The following is a 14,570-nucleotide window of genomic DNA, read 5'->3' on the forward strand; positions in this document are numbered from 1 at the left end:
GTGCTCCTCAGGCCGCGGCGGCGTTGTCGCCGTCGGCCTCGTTGTCGTTGGAGGACTCGCCTTCCTCGTCGTCACGGCGACGACGCTCGGCGCGCTCGGGCTTGTCGCCCTTCTCGTCCTTGCTCTTCATGATGAACGACGGCTCGGTGTCGGCCTCGTCGCGCTTGATCACCAGGTGGCGCAGGATCGCGTCGTTGAAGCGGAACAGCTCCACCAGCTCGTTCAGCACGGCCTGGTCGGCCTCGACGTTGAACAGCACGTAGTGGGCCTTGACCAGGTCCTGGATCGGATAGGCCAGCTGGCGGCGGCCCCAGTCTTCCAGGCGGTGGATCGTGCCGTTGCCGTTCTCGACCAGCGTCTTGTAGCGCTCGATCATCGCCGGCACCTGTTCGCTCTGGTCCGGGTGGACCAGGAACACGATTTCGTAATGACGACTCATGTGGTTCTACCTTTCGGATGTGGCCCCTAGGGGCCGGACAGCCCCCCGCGACGATGGCGGTGGAGCAAGGAAACCCGCATGGCGCGGGCAGCCGCTGATTATGGCAGCCGCCCGGGGCGGCCGCAAGCGCGGGCGGTCAGGCCTTGTCGGCCTCGACGGTGAAGCTCTCCCCGCAGCCGCACTCGGCGGTGGCGTTGGGATTGTCGAACACGAAGGTCTGGCTCAGGCCCTTGCGCGCGAAGTCGATACGGGTGCCGTCCACCAGCGGCAGGCTGGCGGCGGCCACGTAGACGCGCACGCCGTCCTGCTCGAACACGGCATCGTCCGGGCGTTGCTCGGTGGCCAGCTCGGTAACGTGGCCCCAGCCCGAGCAGCCGGTGCGCTCCACGCCGAAGCGCAGGCCCAGCGCGCCGGGCGTGTGCTCGACGAACTGCTGCACGCGTTGCCAGGCGGCGGGACTGAGGGTGACGGCCATGGGCGGGACTCCGGGACGATGCGTGGTCGATTATAGGACGCGCGGCGGTGCACGCAGTTAAACTTCGGCTTCTCCCTCAAGATCCGGGCCGCTGCGGCGGTATTCAAGACATGGCGTTGGCAAGCGTTGAACAGGCGCTGGCGGGCAAGGTCCCCGCCGGGCAGGAAGTGACGGTCCGCGGCTGGGTACGTACCCGGCGCGACTCCAAGGCGGGCCTGAGCTTCGTCAACATCAGCGACGGCTCGTGCTTCGCCCCGATCCAGGTGGTGGCCCCGGCGGCGCTGCCCAACTACGAGAGCGAGGTGCGCCGGCTCACCAGCGGCTGCTCGGTGATCGCCACCGGCACCCTGGTCGCCTCCCAGGGCCAGGGCCAGAGCTACGAGATCCAGGCCAGCGCGATCGAGGTGGTCGGCTGGGTCGAGGACCCGCTGACCTACCCGATCCAGCCCAAGCCGATGTCGCCGGAATTCCTGCGCGAGGTCGCCCACCTGCGCCCGCGCACCAACCTGTTCGGCTCGGTGGCGCGCATCCGCAACTGCCTGGCCCAGGCGGTGCACCGGTTCTTCCACGACAACGGCTTCGCCTGGATCTCCACGCCGATCATCACCACCTCCGACGCCGAGGGCGCCGGCGAGATGTTCCGCGTCTCCACGCTGGACCTGGCCAACCTGCCGCGCACCGACGAGGGCGAGATCGACTTCTCGCGCGACTTCTTCGGCAAGGAGACCTTCCTGACCGTGTCCGGCCAGCTCAACGTGGAGGCCTACGCGCTGGCGCTGAGCAAGGTCTACACCTTCGGCCCGACCTTCCGCGCCGAGAAGAGCAACACCAGCCGCCACCTGGCCGAGTTCTGGATGATCGAGCCGGAGATTGCCTTCGCCGACCTGGCCGAGGACGCGCGCGTGGCCGAGGCGTTCCTCAAGTACCTGTTCAAGGCGGTGCTGGAGGAACGCGGCGACGACCTGGCGTTCATCGCCGAGCGCGTGGACAGGAACGCGATCGCCAAGCTGCAGGCGTTCATCGACGCGCCGTTCGAGCAGATCGACTACGGCGAGGCGATCCGCCTGCTGCAGGCCTCGGGCCGCAAGTTCGACTTCCCGGTCGAATGGGGCCTGGACCTGCAGACCGAGCACGAGCGCTGGCTGACCGAGGAACACGTCGGCCGCCCGGTGGTAGTGACCAACTACCCCGAGCACATCAAGGCCTTCTACATGCGCCTGAACGACGACGGCAAGACCGTCGCGGCGATGGACGTGCTGGCGCCGGGCATCGGCGAGATCATCGGCGGCAGCCAGCGCGAGGAGCGCCTGGACGTGCTCGACGCGCGCATGGCCAAGTTCGGCCTGGACGCCTCGCACTACGGCTGGTACCGCGACCTGCGCCGCTACGGCAGCGTGCCGCACGCCGGCTTCGGCCTGGGCTTCGAGCGCCTGGTGGTGTACGTGTGCGGCCTGTCCAACATCCGCGACGCCATCCCCTACCCGCGGGCGCCGGGCAGCGCCGAGTTCTGAGATGGCGCTGACCGTGCAGCTGGTGCTGTGGGCGCTGGCGCTGCTGGCCGCCGTGGCCGGGCTGGCGCGGCTGCTGCGGTTGCTGCGCCCATCGCGGGCCGATGGCGCCCCGCCCGGCTGGGACACGCTCGCCGGCGCCGAGGCGCTGTCGCGCGCGGTGCGCCCGCTGTGGCTGGCGGCGGTGCTGGTCCTGGCCGGCGCCGCCGCGCCGCGCGTGCTGGCCTGGATGCAGGCCTGACCCGATCGCACGCCGCGGCGTGCCCACCCCGACACGGAGAGACTTCGATGAACGACCACGATCGCCCCTACGAGCAGTGGTGGCTGGCCAGCCTGGGGCGGATGCTGGTGTGGGCACGCCTGCGGGTGAAGGACGCCGGGACCGCCGAGGTCCTGGACAGCGCCGGCACCACCCTGGCCTACGACAGCGCCGATTCGGCGCGCAATGCCCTGTTCGACGCCGGCTTCGTCGCCTGGGACGGGCTCGACGAGGAGGACGCGCTCGCCCGCGGCGTGGCGCTGGAGGAGCTCCTGCCGCCCCAGGCCGACGACGACGAGGCGCTGGTCGCGCGCATGGTGCAGCCGCTCGGCGGCCGCGCCTGAGACCGGCCGGTGTACGTCCCCGCGGGGTTCGCCTCCGACGACCTGGCCCGGCTCGACGCCCTGGTCGGTCGCGATCCGTTCGTCACCCTGGTCACCGTCGACGGCGAAGGCATGCCGTTCGCCAGCCACCTGCCCGTGCTCTATCGCCGCGACGACGCCGGCATCGTGCTGGAAGGCCACTGGGCGCGGCCCAACCCGCAAGGGCGCCATGCCGGCACCGCGCTGGCCATCGTCCACGGGCCGCATGCCTACGTGTCGGCCGGCTGGTATCCCGACAAGGCCAGCGCCGGGCGCGTGCCCACCTGGAACTACGAGGCCGCCCACCTGCGCGGCACGCTGGAAACGTTCGACGACGCCGACGCTCTGGCAGCGGTGGTCGATGCGCTCAGCCGCGTGCATGAGGCCCGCGCCGGCGGCGACTGGGGGTTCGACCGCGACGACATCCGCCAGACGCGCATGCTGGCCGGCATCGTCGGCTTCCGCCTGCGCGTGGCGCAGGTGCAGATCAAGCGCAAGCTCGGCCAGAACCATCCGCGCGCCAACATGGCGGCGGTGATCGACCGGCTGCAGGCACGCGGCGGGCGCGAGGCCGAGGTCGCCGCGGCGATGGCGCAGCTGCTGCCCGCGCCGGACGACACCCGGCGCTGAGCGCCGCTGCATCGCGCGGCCGCGGCAACGGCGCTACCCTTGCGCTCCCCCTTTCCCCCGCGGGGTATCCCCGATGCCAGAACTCAAGCAACTGCTCAAGAACAACGCCGAATGGGCCGAGCGCATCCAGCGCGAGGATCCCGGCTTCTTCGAGCGCCTGTCCAAGCAGCAGTCGCCGATGTACCTGTGGATCGGTTGCTCCGACTCGCGCGTGCCGGCCAACCAGATCCTCAACCTGGATCCGGGCGAGGTCTTCGTCCACCGCAACGTCGCCAACGTGGTGGTGCACTCGGACCTCAACTGCCTGTCCACGGTGCAGTTCGCCATCGACGTGCTCAAGGTGCGCCACATCCTGGTGGTCGGCCACTACGGCTGCTCCGGCGTGCACGCCGCGCTGGTGGGCCAGCGCGTGGGCCTGGCCGACAACTGGCTGCGCCATGTCGGCGACGTGCGCGAGAAGCACGCCGCGCTGCTGGCGAAGGTGCCCGGCGAGGAGCTGCGCCATGCCCGCCTGTGCGAGCTCAACGCCATCGAGCAGACCGTCAACCTGTGCCACAGCACGGTGGTGCAGGATGCCTGGGCGCGCGGCCAGACGCTGAAGCTGCACGCCTGGTGCTACAGCCTGTTCGACGGCCTGGTGCGCCAGCTGGGCATGGACGTGGACTCGTTGCAGGCGCTGCCTGCCGCCTACGCCAATGCCCTGGCGAACATCCCCGTGGACCACAAGCGCGACTGACCGGCACCCCGCCGACGGAGCCTGCGATGCTGCCCCCGCCCATCAACCTGCTGGCCTGGATCGACGAACACCGCCACCTGCTCAAGCCGCCGGTGGGCAACAAGTGCATCCAGCAGGACGACTTCATCATCATGATCGTCGGCGGCCCCAACACCCGCACCGACTACCACTACGACGAAGGCCCGGAGTGGTTCTTCCAGATCGAGGGCGAGATGGTGCTGCGGGTGCAGGAGGACGGCGCGCCGCGCGACATCCCGATCCGGGCCGGCGAGGTATTCCTGCTGCCGCCGAAGGTGCCGCACTCGCCGCAGCGCATGCCCGACTCGGTCGGGCTGGTGGTCGAGCGCCGGCGCCTGCCGCACGAGCACGACGGCCTGCTGTGGTTCTGCGAGGCCTGCAACCACCTGCTGTACGAGGCGTACTTCCCGCTGCGCGACATCGAGACCGATTTCCCGCCGGTGTTCGACCGCTTCTACCGCTCGCGGGCCCTGCGCACCTGCCAGGCCTGCGGCGAGCTGCACCCGGCGCCCGGGCGCTACGCCGCGCTCGACCCGGCCTGAGGGCCGGAGCGCCGGGTAGACTGCGCGGGTTTCCCGCCGCACGGCCCGCCATGTCCCCCGCCGAACCGCTTTCCCGCCAGCACGCGCTGGCGCTCGACGCCGCCGACCCGCTGCGCGCCCTGCGCGCGCAGTTCCTGTTCCCGCGCCACGGCGAGGGCGAGCAGCACTACTTCGTCGGCAATTCGCTGGGCCTGCAGCCGCGGGCGGCGGCGGCGATGGTGCAGGAGGTGCTCGACCACTGGGCCGGGCTGGCGGTGGAAGGCCATTTCACCGGCCAGGCGCAGTGGATGACCTACCAGGAGCTGGTCACCGAGCCGCTGGCGCGCGTGGTCGGCGCCAAGCCGGTCGAGGTGGTGGCGATGAACTCGCTCACCACCAACCTGCACCTGATGATGGCCAGCTTCTACCGGCCCACAGCCGAGCGCCCGGCGATCCTGATCGAGGCCGGCGCGTTTCCCTCCGACCGCCACGCGGTGGAATCGCAGATCCGCTGGCACGGCCTGGACCCGGCCGACTGCCTGGTCGAAGTCGAGCCGGACGAAGCGGACGGCACGATCTCCATGGGCGCCATCGAGCGCGCCATCGGCGTGCATGGCCCGCGCCTGGCGCTGGTGCTGTGGCCGGGCGTGCAGTACCGCACCGGCGAGGCCTTCGACCTGGCCCAGGTCGCCCGGCTGGCCCGGGCCGCCGGCGCCCGCGTCGGCTTCGACCTGGCCCACGCCGCCGGCAACCTGGCGCTGGCCCTGCACGACAGCGGCGCCGATTTCGCCGCCTGGTGCCACTACAAGTACCTCAACGCCGGCCCGGGCGCGGTGGCCGGCTGCTTCGTCCACGAGCGCCACGCCCGCGATCCCGCGTTGCCGCGGCTGGCCGGCTGGTGGGGGCACGACAAGCACACCCGCTTCCACATGGGCCCGGGGTTCGACCCGGCTCCCGGGGCGGAGGGCTGGCAGCTGAGCAATCCGCCGATCCTGGCGCTGGCCCCGCTGCGCGCCTCGCTGGCGCTGTTCGAGCAGGCCGGCATGGCGGCGCTGCGCGGCAAGTCGCTGGCGCTGGACGCGCACCTGCGCGCGCTGATCCAGGCGCGCCTGGCCGATGTCCTGCACGTCGTCACCCCGGCCGACCCGGCGCGCCACGGCTGCCAGCTGTCGCTGCGCGTGGCCGGCGGGCGCGAGCGCGGCCGCGCGCTGTTCGAGTACCTGCACGCGCACGGCGTGCTCGGCGACTGGCGCGAGCCGGACGTGATCCGCATCGCCCCGGTGCCGATGTACAACCGCTTCGAGGACCTGCACGCCTTCGTCGAGACGGTCGAGGCCTGGGCCGGGCGCGGCGGCGCATGAGCCGGCCGCTGACCATCGTCGGCGGCGGCCTGGCCGGCTGCCTGCTGGCCGTGCTGCTCGCCCGCGACGGGCGCCGGGTGGAGATCTACGAGCGTCGCGGCGATCCGCGCGTCACCGGCTACGAGCGCGGCCGCTCGATCAACCTCGCCCTGGCCGAGCGCGGGCGCATGGCGTTGCGCGCCGCGGGGGCGGAGGACGCGGTGATGGCCCACGCGGTGATGATGCGCGGGCGCATGGTCCACCCCCTCGACGGCGCGCCGCAGCTGCTGCGCTACGGCCGCGACGACAGCGAGGTGATCTGGTCGGTGCACCGCGCCGACCTGAACGTGGTGCTGCTCGACCTGGCCGAACGCGCCGGCGCCCGCATCCATTTCCACCGGCGCCTGCACACGGTGGATTTCGACGCCGGCCACGCCCGCTTCATCGACGACCGCGACGACCAGGCCCACGACATCCGCTTCGACACCCTGGTCGGTGCCGACGGCGCCGGTTCGGCCCTGCGCGCGGCGATGCAGCGGCGCGCCCCGGCCGAGGAGCTGACCGCGTTCCTGGACCACTCGTACAAGGAGCTGGAGATCCCGCCCGCGCCCGGCGGCGGCTTCCGCATCGAGCCGCACGCACTGCACATCTGGCCGCGCGGGCGCTACATGTGCATCGCCCTGCCCAACGCCGGCGGCACCTTCACCGTGACCCTGTTCCTGCCGGACAACGCCGACGACGGCACCCCCAGCTTCGCCCGGGTGCGCAGCGGCGAGGATGCCCACACCCTGTTCGCCGGCCAGTTCACCGACGCCCTGCCGCTGATCCCGGAGCTGTGCCGCGACTGGGAGGAACACCCGCCCGGCCTGCTCGGCACGCTGTACCTGGACCGCTGGCACCTGGACCGGCGCGCGGTGCTGCTCGGCGACGCCGCCCATGCCATGGTGCCCTTCCACGGCCAGGGCATGAACTGCGCCTTCGAGGATTGCGTGGCGCTGGCCGCGCAGCTGCGCGCCCATGCCGACCCGGCCGAGGCCTTCGCCGCCTTCCAGGCGCAGCGCCTGCCCGACGCGCGCGCGATCCAGCAGATGGCGCTGGAGAACTACATCGAGATGCGCGACCGGGTGGACGACCCGGCGTTCCTGCTGCAGCGCGCCCTGGAGCGCGAACTGCAGGCGCGCCACCCCGATCGCTTCGTGCCGCACTACACCATGGTCACGTTCATGACCCTGCCCTACGCCGAGGCCCTGCGCCGCAGCGAGATCCAGCGCGAGCTGCTGGAGCAGGCCACCGCCGGCCGCCACGACCTGGACGGACTGGACTGGGAAGCGCTGGCGCGCCAGGTGCACGAACGCCTGCCGGTGCTGGCCGGGGCGCATTGACGCGGCGCCCCGGCGCCACCATATGTATTCCGACACTTTCCGATGACCGCGGTGCCTCCCCCGATGCCCGACAGCGACAGCTTCCTGTTCTACGACCTGGAGACCTTCGGCCAGGATCCGCGCAGGACCCGCATCGCCCAGTTCGCCGCGGTGCGCACCGATGCGGCGCTGGAGGTGATCGAGGAGCCGACCAGCTTCTTCGTCAAGCCCGCCGACGACCTGCTGCCCTCGCCCTACGCCACCCTGGTCACCGGCATCACCCCGCAGCGCGCGCTGGCCGAGGGCGTGGACGAGGCCGAGGCCTTCGCCCGCATCGCCGAGCTGATGGGGCGCCCGCGCACCTGCACGCTGGGCTACAACACGCTGCGCTTCGACGACGAGTTCGTGCGCCACGGCCTGTTCCGCAACTTCCACGATCCCTACGAGCGCGAATGGCGCGGCGGCAACTCGCGCTGGGACCTGCTGGACATGCTGCGCCTGCTGCACGCGCTGCGCCCGGACGGCATCGTCTGGCCGCAGCGCGAGGACGGCCGCGGCATTTCCTTCAAGCTCGAGCACCTGGCCGCGGCCAACGGCGTGCGCGAGGGCGATGCCCACGAGGCGCTGTCGGACGTGTACGCCACCGTCGGCCTGGCGCGCCTGTTCCGCCGCGCGCAGCCGCGCATGTGGGACTACGCCCTGCGCCTGCGCGACAAGCGCTTCGCCGCCTCGCTGCTGGACACGGTGGCGATGCAGCCGGTGCTGCATGTTTCCCAGCGCTACCCGGTGGAGCGGCTGTGCGCGGCGCCGGTACTGCCGCTGGCGCGCCATCCGCTGATCGACAGCCGGGTGATCGTGTTCGACCTGCTCGGCGACGTCGACGCGCTGCTGCGCCTGTCCGCCGAGGAGATCGCCGAGCGCCTGTACGTGCGCGCCGCCGACCTGCCCGAGGGCGAGCAGCGCATCCCGCTCAAGGAGGTGCACCTGAACAAGGTGCCCGGCCTGGCCGCCTGGCAGCACCTGCGCGCCCCGGATTTCCAGCGCCTGGGGCTGGATCCGGCGCAGATCGAGGCGCGTGCCGCGCGCCTGCGCGAGGTGGGCCCGGCACTGGCCGAGAAGGTCCGCCGCGTCTACGCGCAGCCGCGCGCGGGCCTGGCCGCCGGCGATGTCGACGGCGCCCTGTACGACGGCTTCCTGGACGAGGCCGACCGCCGGCTGATGCCGCTGGTGCGCGCCACCGCCCCGGCCGACCTGGCCGCGCTGGAGGGCCGCTTCCGCGACCCGCGCCTGCCCGAGCTGCTGTTCCGCTACCGCGCGCGCAACTGGCCGCAGACCCTGGACCCGGCCGAGCGCGGGCGCTGGGACGCCTACCGCCGTCGCCGCCTGACCGAGGACCACGGCCTGTCCGAGCTGACCTTCGAACAGTCCTCCGCCCAGATCGCCGAACTGCGCCAGGCCCGTGCCGGCGATCCCGGGGCCCTGCACCTGCTCGACCAACTGGCCGCCTGGAACCTGGACCTGCAACGCACCCTATGAGCGCCTACTTCACCGATGCCAGCCTGCGCTTCCTGCGCGGGCTGGCGCTGCACAACGAGAAACCCTGGTTCAACGCCCACCGCGAGGACTACGAGCAGCACGTGCGGCTGCCGTTCCTGCAGCTGATCGCCGACCTGCAGCCGGCGCTGGCCGAGGTCAGCCCGCATTTCCGCGCCGATCCGCGCGGCAACGGCGGCTCGCTGTTCCGCATCTACCGCGATGCGCGCTTTTCCCACGACAAGTCGCCGTACAAGTCCTGGCAGGGCGCACGGCTGTTCCACGCGCGCCGCCGCGAGGTGCCGGCGCCCTCGTTCTACCTGCACCTGCAGCCGGGCGAGAGCTTCGTCGGTGCCGGCATCTGGCATCCGGAACCGGACGTGCAGCGCCGCATCCGCCAGTTCGTCTTCGACAACCCGGGCAGCTGGAAGGCGGCCGCGCACGACCCGGCCTTCCGCCGCGCCTTCGACCTCGACCAGAGCGAGAAGATGGTGCGTACCCCGCGCGGCTTCCCCGCCGATTTCGCGTTCATCGAGGATCTCAAGCAGCGCAACTGGGTGATGTGGCGCCCGCTCGACGACGCCACGATGACCGGGCCGCGCCTGCGCGGCGTGCTCGCCCGCGACCTGGGCCGGCTCGGCCCGTTCGTGGACTACCTGTGCGCGGCGCTGGACCTGGAGTTCTGAGGTTCCTTCCGGCGAAACCGCCCGCGGCCGGATCCCGCTGCCGCGGCGCAGGCATGGGGCGCACATGGAAGTTGCGCCGGTCGAGCGAGGCAGCCACCACGGCCATGGCTGCCGCCGTCGCGCATCCCGGGCCACGTGGCCGGGGCGACGCGGCGGGCGTGCCGGGGGATCGGCCATCGCACCAGCCGGCCGTCGCACGATGGGTCCGGTTCCCACAACCCTGCACCGGATAGGAGCCGTCGGATCGCCGATCCGACGGTGTGCATCCGCCGGATGCGGTACCGGCCCGGACCCGCGCCGACCCGGGTGGCCCTTGCCTGAATGCGCGACCGGACGCGGGAGCGCCAGCCGGGCGCCGCGCGTATCCTGCCGCGGTCGCCTGCGGAGCCGCTCGATGCGCAAATGGTGGTGGACATTGCCGGTACTCGCCGTGCTGGCGCTGGCCGGCTATGGCGTCGCCGGTCCCTGGCTGGCGATGAACGGCATCGACCGCGCGATCGCCCGCCAGGACGCGGCCGCGCTGGAGCGTTACGTCGATTTCCCCGCGTTGCGGGCCAACCTGAAGGCGCATCTGGACGGCTGGCTGGCCCGCCGCCTGGACCCGGCGCTGCGCGCCGGCCCATTCGCCGCGCTGGCGCAGCAGGCACTGGGCGGGGTCGCCGCTGCCGGCGTGGACACGCTGGTCACCCCGGCCGGGCTCGCCGCGGCGATACAGGGGCGCACCCTGTGGAAACGCGCCGGCGGCGACACCGTGGGCGGCGACAGCTGGTCCCCGACCACGCCCGACCGGCCGCTGCGGCAGGCCCATGGCCGCTTCGAATCCCCTTCCCGCTTCCTCGCCCGCGTGCCTGCCGGCGATGGCGAGGCGGCCTTCGTCTTCACCCGCCAGGGCCTGCGCTGGCGCCTGACCGACATCCACCTGCCCGCCTCCCGATGAAACGCAATCCCTACTACAGCGGCCCGCCCAGCGACCATTTCGACGGCCTGCGCTTCTTCAATCCCGACCATCCCGCCACCGACCGCAGCCTGGGCCAGCTGTTGCGCTGGCGCCTGTTCGACCGCCATGCGCGCTGGGACGTGCCGCCGCCGAGCCCGTCGATCCGGCCACCGGCCCGGCGCCGGGCGCTGGCCGTCACCCTGGTCGGCCACGCCAGCGTGCTGGTGCAGATGGACGGCATGAACCTGCTCGTCGACCCGGTCTGGTCGCAGCGTGCCAGTCCGCTGCGCTGGCTCGGCCCCCGGCGCTGGAACGCCCCGGCCGTCGCCCTGGAGGCGCTGCCGCCGGTCCATGCGGTGCTGGTCACCCACAACCACTACGACCACCTGGACCTGGCCACGCTGGCGCGCCTGCAACAGGCCCATGCGCCGCGCGTGCTGGCGCCACTGGGCAACGACGCGGTGATCCGGCGCCACCTGCCCGGCCTGCAGGTCGATACGCTGGACTGGTGGCAGGCGACCGCCGTCGGTCCGCTGCGGGTGACGCTGGTGCCGGCGCTGCACTGGTCAGCGCGCGGCTGGGGCGACCGGCGCATGGCACTGTGGGGCGGCTTCCACCTGCAGGGCGATGCCAGCTGCTACGTCGCCGGCGATACCGCCTACGGCAACGGCTGGCCGTTCCGCCAGCTGCGCGCGCGCCTGGGCGCGCCGGACCTGGCGGTGCTGCCGATCGGCGCCTACGCGCCGCGCTGGTTCATGCGCGCCCAGCACATGGGTGCGGACGAGGCGGTGCAGGCGATGCTCGACTGCGGTGCCGGCCATGCGGTCGGCGTGCACTGGGGCACTTTCCGCCTGACCGACGAGCCGCGCCTGGAACCGCCGGGCCTGCTGGTGCGCACCCTGCGCGAGCGCGGCCTGGACCCGGCCCGCTTCGCCGCGCTGCAGGCCGGCGAGACCTGGGAAGCCGCCGTCCACGGACACCGCCAGGGCGATCCCGCGATCGCCTGAGGCCCGCGGGCCGTCCACCTCCGGGTACGGGTCCCCGCTACCGGCACCGTTGTTGCGCCTGCCGACGCCACCCAGCGCGGCGGCTCCGGCACGCGGACTGCCGCCGGGCAATCGCCGCGCCGGCGATCGGCGACGCTAGCGCGACAGTGCCGCCGCCAGCCGTCGCATCGGCCGCGCCAGCTGGCGGCGGGCCAGCCACGGCAACCCGGCCAGCACCTGCGCCGGCGTGGTCGCCGGGCGTGGCTCGCACCAGGCGAAGGCGACGCGGTTGTCCATGCCCGGCTCCTCCAGCACCCTCGCGCGGCCATCGAAGGCCCGGCGCAGGCGCAGCACATGGGTGCGCAGGTCGGTGGCGTACAGGTTGGTGGCCATCGCGCCGCCGGGCCGCAGCGCGGCGCGGCAGTCGCGGTAGAACGCCTGGGTGGACAGCGCCGGCGGGATCCCCTGCAGGTCGTAGGCATCCACCAGCAGCAGGTCGAAGCAGGCCCGGTGCGCGCGCAACCAGGCAGCCCCGTCGCCGAGCACCACCTGCAGGCGCGCATCGTCGGCCGGGATCCGGAACGCCTCGCGCAGGGCCAGCACCCCGGCCTCGTTCTCCACCACGTCGATCCGCGCCGGCGCCAGGTAGCGGTGGCAGAACTTCGCCTGCGCCCCGCCGCCCAGGCCGATGATGCCGATCCGCGCCGGCCGCGGCTGCAGCAGCAGCGCGGCCAGCATGGTGCGGGTGTAGCCCACCTGCAGCCAGTCCGGCGCCCAGCGCAGCATGCGCGTCTGGGTGACGTCCTCGCGGAAGCGCAGTTCCACGTAGCGCCAGCCGCGGTGCACGTAGGGCGCACCGCCCGCGCGGGCCGGCCGCGGCGGGCTCATCGCGCCGGCGGGTCGTTGGCCACGCCGTGCGGGACGTGGCCGGCGGCCACGTGCAGGCGGGCGCTGTCGATGTTGTGCTGGGAGTCGTCGAAGAAGATGTCCGCGCCGAACGCCTCCAGGAACGGCCCCTTGTGCCGGCCGCCCAGGAACAATGCCTCGTCGATGCGCACGCCCCACTCGCGCAGGGTACGGATCACCCGCTCGTGCGCCGGCGCCGAGCGCGCGGTCACCAGGGCGGTGCGGATCGGCGCCTGCACCCCGGCCGGGAACGCCTCCTGCAGCTGGTGCAGCGCGGCCAGGAAGTTGTGGAACGGCCCGACGCTGAGCGGTTCGCGCGCGCGCTCGCGCTCGTGCCGGCCGAAGGCTTCCACCCCCTGTTCGCGCGAGACCCGCTCGCTCTCGTCGCCGAACAGCACCGCGTCGCCGTCGAAGGCGATGCGCAGCTGCGACGACGCCGGGCGCACGGCCTCGTCGGCGCGGCCGCGGGCGGCGGCGGCCTGGGCCGCGCGCTCGCCCGGCGGGGGCGGCAGCAGGGTGGCGGCGGCCACGCCGTTGGCCAGTGCCTGGCGCACCGAGTCCGGGTTCGCCGACAGGAACAGGTCGGTGCCGAACGGCTTGACGTAGGGCCAGGTGGCCTCGCCGGAGGTGAACGTGGCGCGGACGATGCCCAGGCCGTAGTGCTCGATGGAATTGAAGATGCGCAGGCCGGTGTCGGCCGAGTTGCGCGACAGCAGGATCACCTCCACGCGCGGCGCCTCGGCCGGCGCGCCCTCGTTGAGCGCCAGCAGCTTGCGCACCACCGGGAAGGCGATGCCCGGCTCGAGGATGTCGTCCTCGTGGACGCGCTGGTAGTCGGCGTAGGCCTGCACGCCGGCGCGCTCGAACAGCGCATGGCCCTCTTCCAGGTCGAACAGCGCGCGCGAGGTCACCGCGACGGTCAGCAGGCGGGGCGTGTTGTCGGACATGGGGTCGGGGCAACCGGAAAGGGAAAACGGGGAACGCAACCAGGGGCGCGCATCAGCCTACAGCATGCCCGCCCGCCATCCCGTGCGCTCAGACCATGAACTGCTCGCTGATGATGCGTTCTTCCAGGTTGTGCTCCGGGTCGAACAGCAGCGTCACCTGGCGGTCGCGCGATTCGCGGATGACCACCTCCAGCACGTTGCGCACCTCGTGCGAGTCGGCGGTGACGCTGACCGGGCGCTTGTGCGCCTCCAGCACGCGCATGCGGAACTCGGTATCGGCCTTGAGGATCGCCCCGCGCCAGCGCCGCGGCCGGTACGGCGCGATCGGGGTGAGCGCGAGCACGTGCGAGCCCAGCGGCAGGATCGGGCCGTAGGCGGAGAAGTTGTAGGCGGTGCTGCCGGCCGGGCTGGACACCAGCACGCCGTCGCACATCAGCTCGTCGATGCGGGTCTGGCCGTTGAGGTCGATGCGGATGTGCGCGGCCTGGCGGGTCTGGCGCAGCAGCGACACCTCGTTGTAGGCCAGCGAGCCGACGCTGGCGCCGGATTCGGTGTGCGCCAGCATCTCCAGCGGCCGCAGCCGCGCCGGCTCGGCGCGGGCGATGCGCTCGGGCAGGCCCTCGGCGCGGTACTGGTTCATCAGGAACCCGACCGTGCCCAGCTTCATGCCGAACACCGGCTTGCCGAGCGTGCCGTAGCGGTGCAGCGTCTGCAGCATGAAGCCGTCGCCGCCCAGCGGGCAGATGACGTCGGCCTCGTCGGGCCGGTACTGCCCGTATTCGTCGGTCATCCGCTCCAGCGCCAGCTGGGCGGCCTCGACCGTGCTGGCCAGGAAAGCGATGCGGCGCGGCTGGTCCATCAATTCGGCGACTCCGGTGCGGGTGCGCCGAGGATACCGCGGCCCATCCGTGCCGGCACCCGGCGGG

General features: G+C 72.6%; 17 protein-coding genes. 12 read left to right on the top strand and 5 right to left on the bottom strand.

Annotated features, from left to right (window positions below; translation table 11 throughout):
* Positions 1-7: 7 nt before the first annotated feature.
* Entirely contained in the window at positions 8-439 is a 432-nt protein-coding gene (rpsF, locus tag BN3794_RS08210) for a 30S ribosomal protein S6 (protein ID WP_066095889.1), read from the bottom strand.
* A gap of 136 nt (positions 440-575) precedes the next feature.
* Positions 576-914: a HesB/IscA family protein gene (locus BN3794_RS08215; RefSeq protein ID WP_066095891.1), complete on the bottom strand. Its 339-nt coding sequence runs from the start codon at positions 912-914 to the stop codon at positions 576-578.
* 110 nt (positions 915-1,024) lie between these two features.
* Between BN3794_RS08215 and asnS the strand changes: the two genes are divergently transcribed.
* The 12 genes from asnS (at position 1,025) to BN3794_RS08275 (ending at position 11,812) form a co-directional block, all read left to right on the top strand.
* A complete protein-coding gene (gene asnS, locus BN3794_RS08220; protein WP_066095894.1) occupies positions 1,025-2,425 on the top strand; it encodes an asparagine--tRNA ligase in 1,401 nt (466 codons plus the stop codon).
* A 1-nt stretch (position 2,426) separates the two neighbouring features.
* A complete protein-coding gene (locus BN3794_RS08225) occupies positions 2,427-2,663 on the top strand; it encodes a hypothetical protein (RefSeq protein ID WP_066095897.1) in 237 nt (78 codons plus the stop codon).
* Positions 2,664-2,710: 47 nt separating this feature from the next.
* Positions 2,711-3,025 carry a hypothetical protein gene (locus tag BN3794_RS08230; RefSeq protein ID WP_066095900.1) on the top strand — a complete coding sequence of 105 codons (315 nt, stop codon included), beginning with the start codon at positions 2,711-2,713 and terminating at the stop codon, positions 3,023-3,025.
* A 9-nt stretch (positions 3,026-3,034) separates the two neighbouring features.
* Complete coding sequence (locus BN3794_RS08235; protein WP_066095903.1) at positions 3,035-3,673, top strand: FMN-binding negative transcriptional regulator; 639 nt, start codon at positions 3,035-3,037, stop codon at positions 3,671-3,673.
* 73 nt (positions 3,674-3,746) lie between these two features.
* Positions 3,747-4,409, top strand: coding sequence for a carbonate dehydratase (gene can / locus BN3794_RS08240; protein WP_066095906.1), 663 nt, complete (start codon positions 3,747-3,749; stop codon positions 4,407-4,409).
* Between the two features lie 26 nt (positions 4,410-4,435).
* Positions 4,436-4,969: a 3-hydroxyanthranilate 3,4-dioxygenase gene (locus BN3794_RS08245; RefSeq protein ID WP_066095909.1), complete on the top strand. Its 534-nt coding sequence runs from the start codon at positions 4,436-4,438 to the stop codon at positions 4,967-4,969.
* Positions 4,970-5,019: 50 nt separating this feature from the next.
* Positions 5,020-6,309 (top strand): kynureninase, encoded by a 1,290-nt coding sequence (gene kynU, locus BN3794_RS08250; protein WP_066095914.1) that lies wholly within the window; start codon positions 5,020-5,022, stop codon positions 6,307-6,309.
* The gene (locus BN3794_RS08255) at positions 6,306-7,670 is read left to right on the top strand and encodes an FAD-dependent oxidoreductase (protein ID WP_066095916.1); all 1,365 of its coding nucleotides are present in this window, start codon (positions 6,306-6,308) and stop codon (positions 7,668-7,670) included. Before kynU ends, BN3794_RS08255 begins: the two co-directional genes overlap by 4 nt.
* A 63-nt stretch (positions 7,671-7,733) precedes the next feature.
* Positions 7,734-9,185: an exodeoxyribonuclease I gene (sbcB, locus tag BN3794_RS08260; RefSeq protein WP_066095918.1), complete on the top strand. Its 1,452-nt coding sequence runs from the start codon at positions 7,734-7,736 to the stop codon at positions 9,183-9,185.
* Positions 9,182-9,868, top strand: a complete 687-nt coding sequence (locus BN3794_RS08265) for a DUF2461 domain-containing protein (RefSeq protein ID WP_066095921.1) — start codon at positions 9,182-9,184, stop codon at positions 9,866-9,868. Before sbcB ends, BN3794_RS08265 begins: the two co-directional genes overlap by 4 nt.
* Positions 9,869-10,262: 394 nt before the next feature.
* A complete protein-coding gene (locus BN3794_RS08270; protein WP_066095923.1) occupies positions 10,263-10,805 on the top strand; it encodes a DUF2939 domain-containing protein in 543 nt (180 codons plus the stop codon).
* Positions 10,802-11,812: an MBL fold metallo-hydrolase gene (locus BN3794_RS08275; RefSeq protein WP_066095926.1), complete on the top strand. Its 1,011-nt coding sequence runs from the start codon at positions 10,802-10,804 to the stop codon at positions 11,810-11,812. The genes BN3794_RS08270 and BN3794_RS08275 overlap by 4 nt, the downstream gene beginning before the upstream one ends.
* 135 nt (positions 11,813-11,947) lie before the next feature.
* Here BN3794_RS08275 and BN3794_RS08280 read toward each other — a convergent pair whose 3' ends face one another.
* The 3 genes from BN3794_RS08280 to BN3794_RS08290 form a co-directional block, all read right to left on the bottom strand.
* Positions 11,948-12,679 carry a spermine/spermidine synthase domain-containing protein gene (locus tag BN3794_RS08280; protein ID WP_066095929.1) on the bottom strand — a complete coding sequence of 244 codons (732 nt, stop codon included), beginning with the start codon at positions 12,677-12,679 and terminating at the stop codon, positions 11,948-11,950.
* Positions 12,676-13,644: a 5'-nucleotidase gene (locus tag BN3794_RS08285; protein ID WP_066095931.1), complete on the bottom strand. Its 969-nt coding sequence runs from the start codon at positions 13,642-13,644 to the stop codon at positions 12,676-12,678. Before BN3794_RS08285 ends, BN3794_RS08280 begins: the two co-directional genes overlap by 4 nt.
* Before the next feature lie 88 nt (positions 13,645-13,732).
* Positions 13,733-14,503, bottom strand: a complete 771-nt coding sequence (locus BN3794_RS08290) for an NAD kinase (protein ID WP_066095934.1) — start codon at positions 14,501-14,503, stop codon at positions 13,733-13,735.
* Positions 14,504-14,570: the final 67 nt, after the last annotated feature.

This window comes from Xanthomonas massiliensis, assembly GCF_900018785.1.
Classification (GTDB): domain Bacteria; phylum Pseudomonadota; class Gammaproteobacteria; order Xanthomonadales; family Xanthomonadaceae; genus Xanthomonas_B; species Xanthomonas_B massiliensis.

Excerpts from the sequence above, each read along its gene's own strand:
- kynU (WP_066095914.1), top strand. The coding sequence starts at position 5,020 with ATGTCCCCCGCCGAACCGCTTTCCCGCCAGCACGCGCTGGCGCTCGAC.
- BN3794_RS08280 (WP_066095929.1), bottom strand. The coding sequence starts at position 12,679 with ATGAGCCCGCCGCGGCCGGCCCGCGCGGGCGGTGCGCCCTACGTGCAC.
- BN3794_RS08290 (WP_066095934.1), bottom strand. The coding sequence starts at position 14,503 with ATGGACCAGCCGCGCCGCATCGCTTTCCTGGCCAGCACGGTCGAGGCC.
- BN3794_RS08245 (WP_066095909.1), top strand. The coding sequence starts at position 4,436 with ATGCTGCCCCCGCCCATCAACCTGCTGGCCTGGATCGACGAACACCGC.
- BN3794_RS08270 (WP_066095923.1), top strand. The coding sequence starts at position 10,263 with ATGCGCAAATGGTGGTGGACATTGCCGGTACTCGCCGTGCTGGCGCTG.
- BN3794_RS08215 (WP_066095891.1), bottom strand. The coding sequence starts at position 914 with ATGGCCGTCACCCTCAGTCCCGCCGCCTGGCAACGCGTGCAGCAGTTC.
- BN3794_RS08255 (WP_066095916.1), top strand. The coding sequence starts at position 6,306 with ATGAGCCGGCCGCTGACCATCGTCGGCGGCGGCCTGGCCGGCTGCCTG.
- BN3794_RS08265 (WP_066095921.1), top strand. The coding sequence starts at position 9,182 with ATGAGCGCCTACTTCACCGATGCCAGCCTGCGCTTCCTGCGCGGGCTG.
- BN3794_RS08275 (WP_066095926.1), top strand. The coding sequence starts at position 10,802 with ATGAAACGCAATCCCTACTACAGCGGCCCGCCCAGCGACCATTTCGAC.
- BN3794_RS08225 (WP_066095897.1), top strand. The coding sequence starts at position 2,427 with ATGGCGCTGACCGTGCAGCTGGTGCTGTGGGCGCTGGCGCTGCTGGCC.
- asnS (WP_066095894.1), top strand. The coding sequence starts at position 1,025 with ATGGCGTTGGCAAGCGTTGAACAGGCGCTGGCGGGCAAGGTCCCCGCC.
- BN3794_RS08230 (WP_066095900.1), top strand. The coding sequence starts at position 2,711 with ATGAACGACCACGATCGCCCCTACGAGCAGTGGTGGCTGGCCAGCCTG.
- rpsF (WP_066095889.1), bottom strand. The coding sequence starts at position 439 with ATGAGTCGTCATTACGAAATCGTGTTCCTGGTCCACCCGGACCAGAGC.
- can (WP_066095906.1), top strand. The coding sequence starts at position 3,747 with ATGCCAGAACTCAAGCAACTGCTCAAGAACAACGCCGAATGGGCCGAG.
- BN3794_RS08285 (WP_066095931.1), bottom strand. The coding sequence starts at position 13,644 with ATGTCCGACAACACGCCCCGCCTGCTGACCGTCGCGGTGACCTCGCGC.
- sbcB (WP_066095918.1), top strand. The coding sequence starts at position 7,734 with ATGCCCGACAGCGACAGCTTCCTGTTCTACGACCTGGAGACCTTCGGC.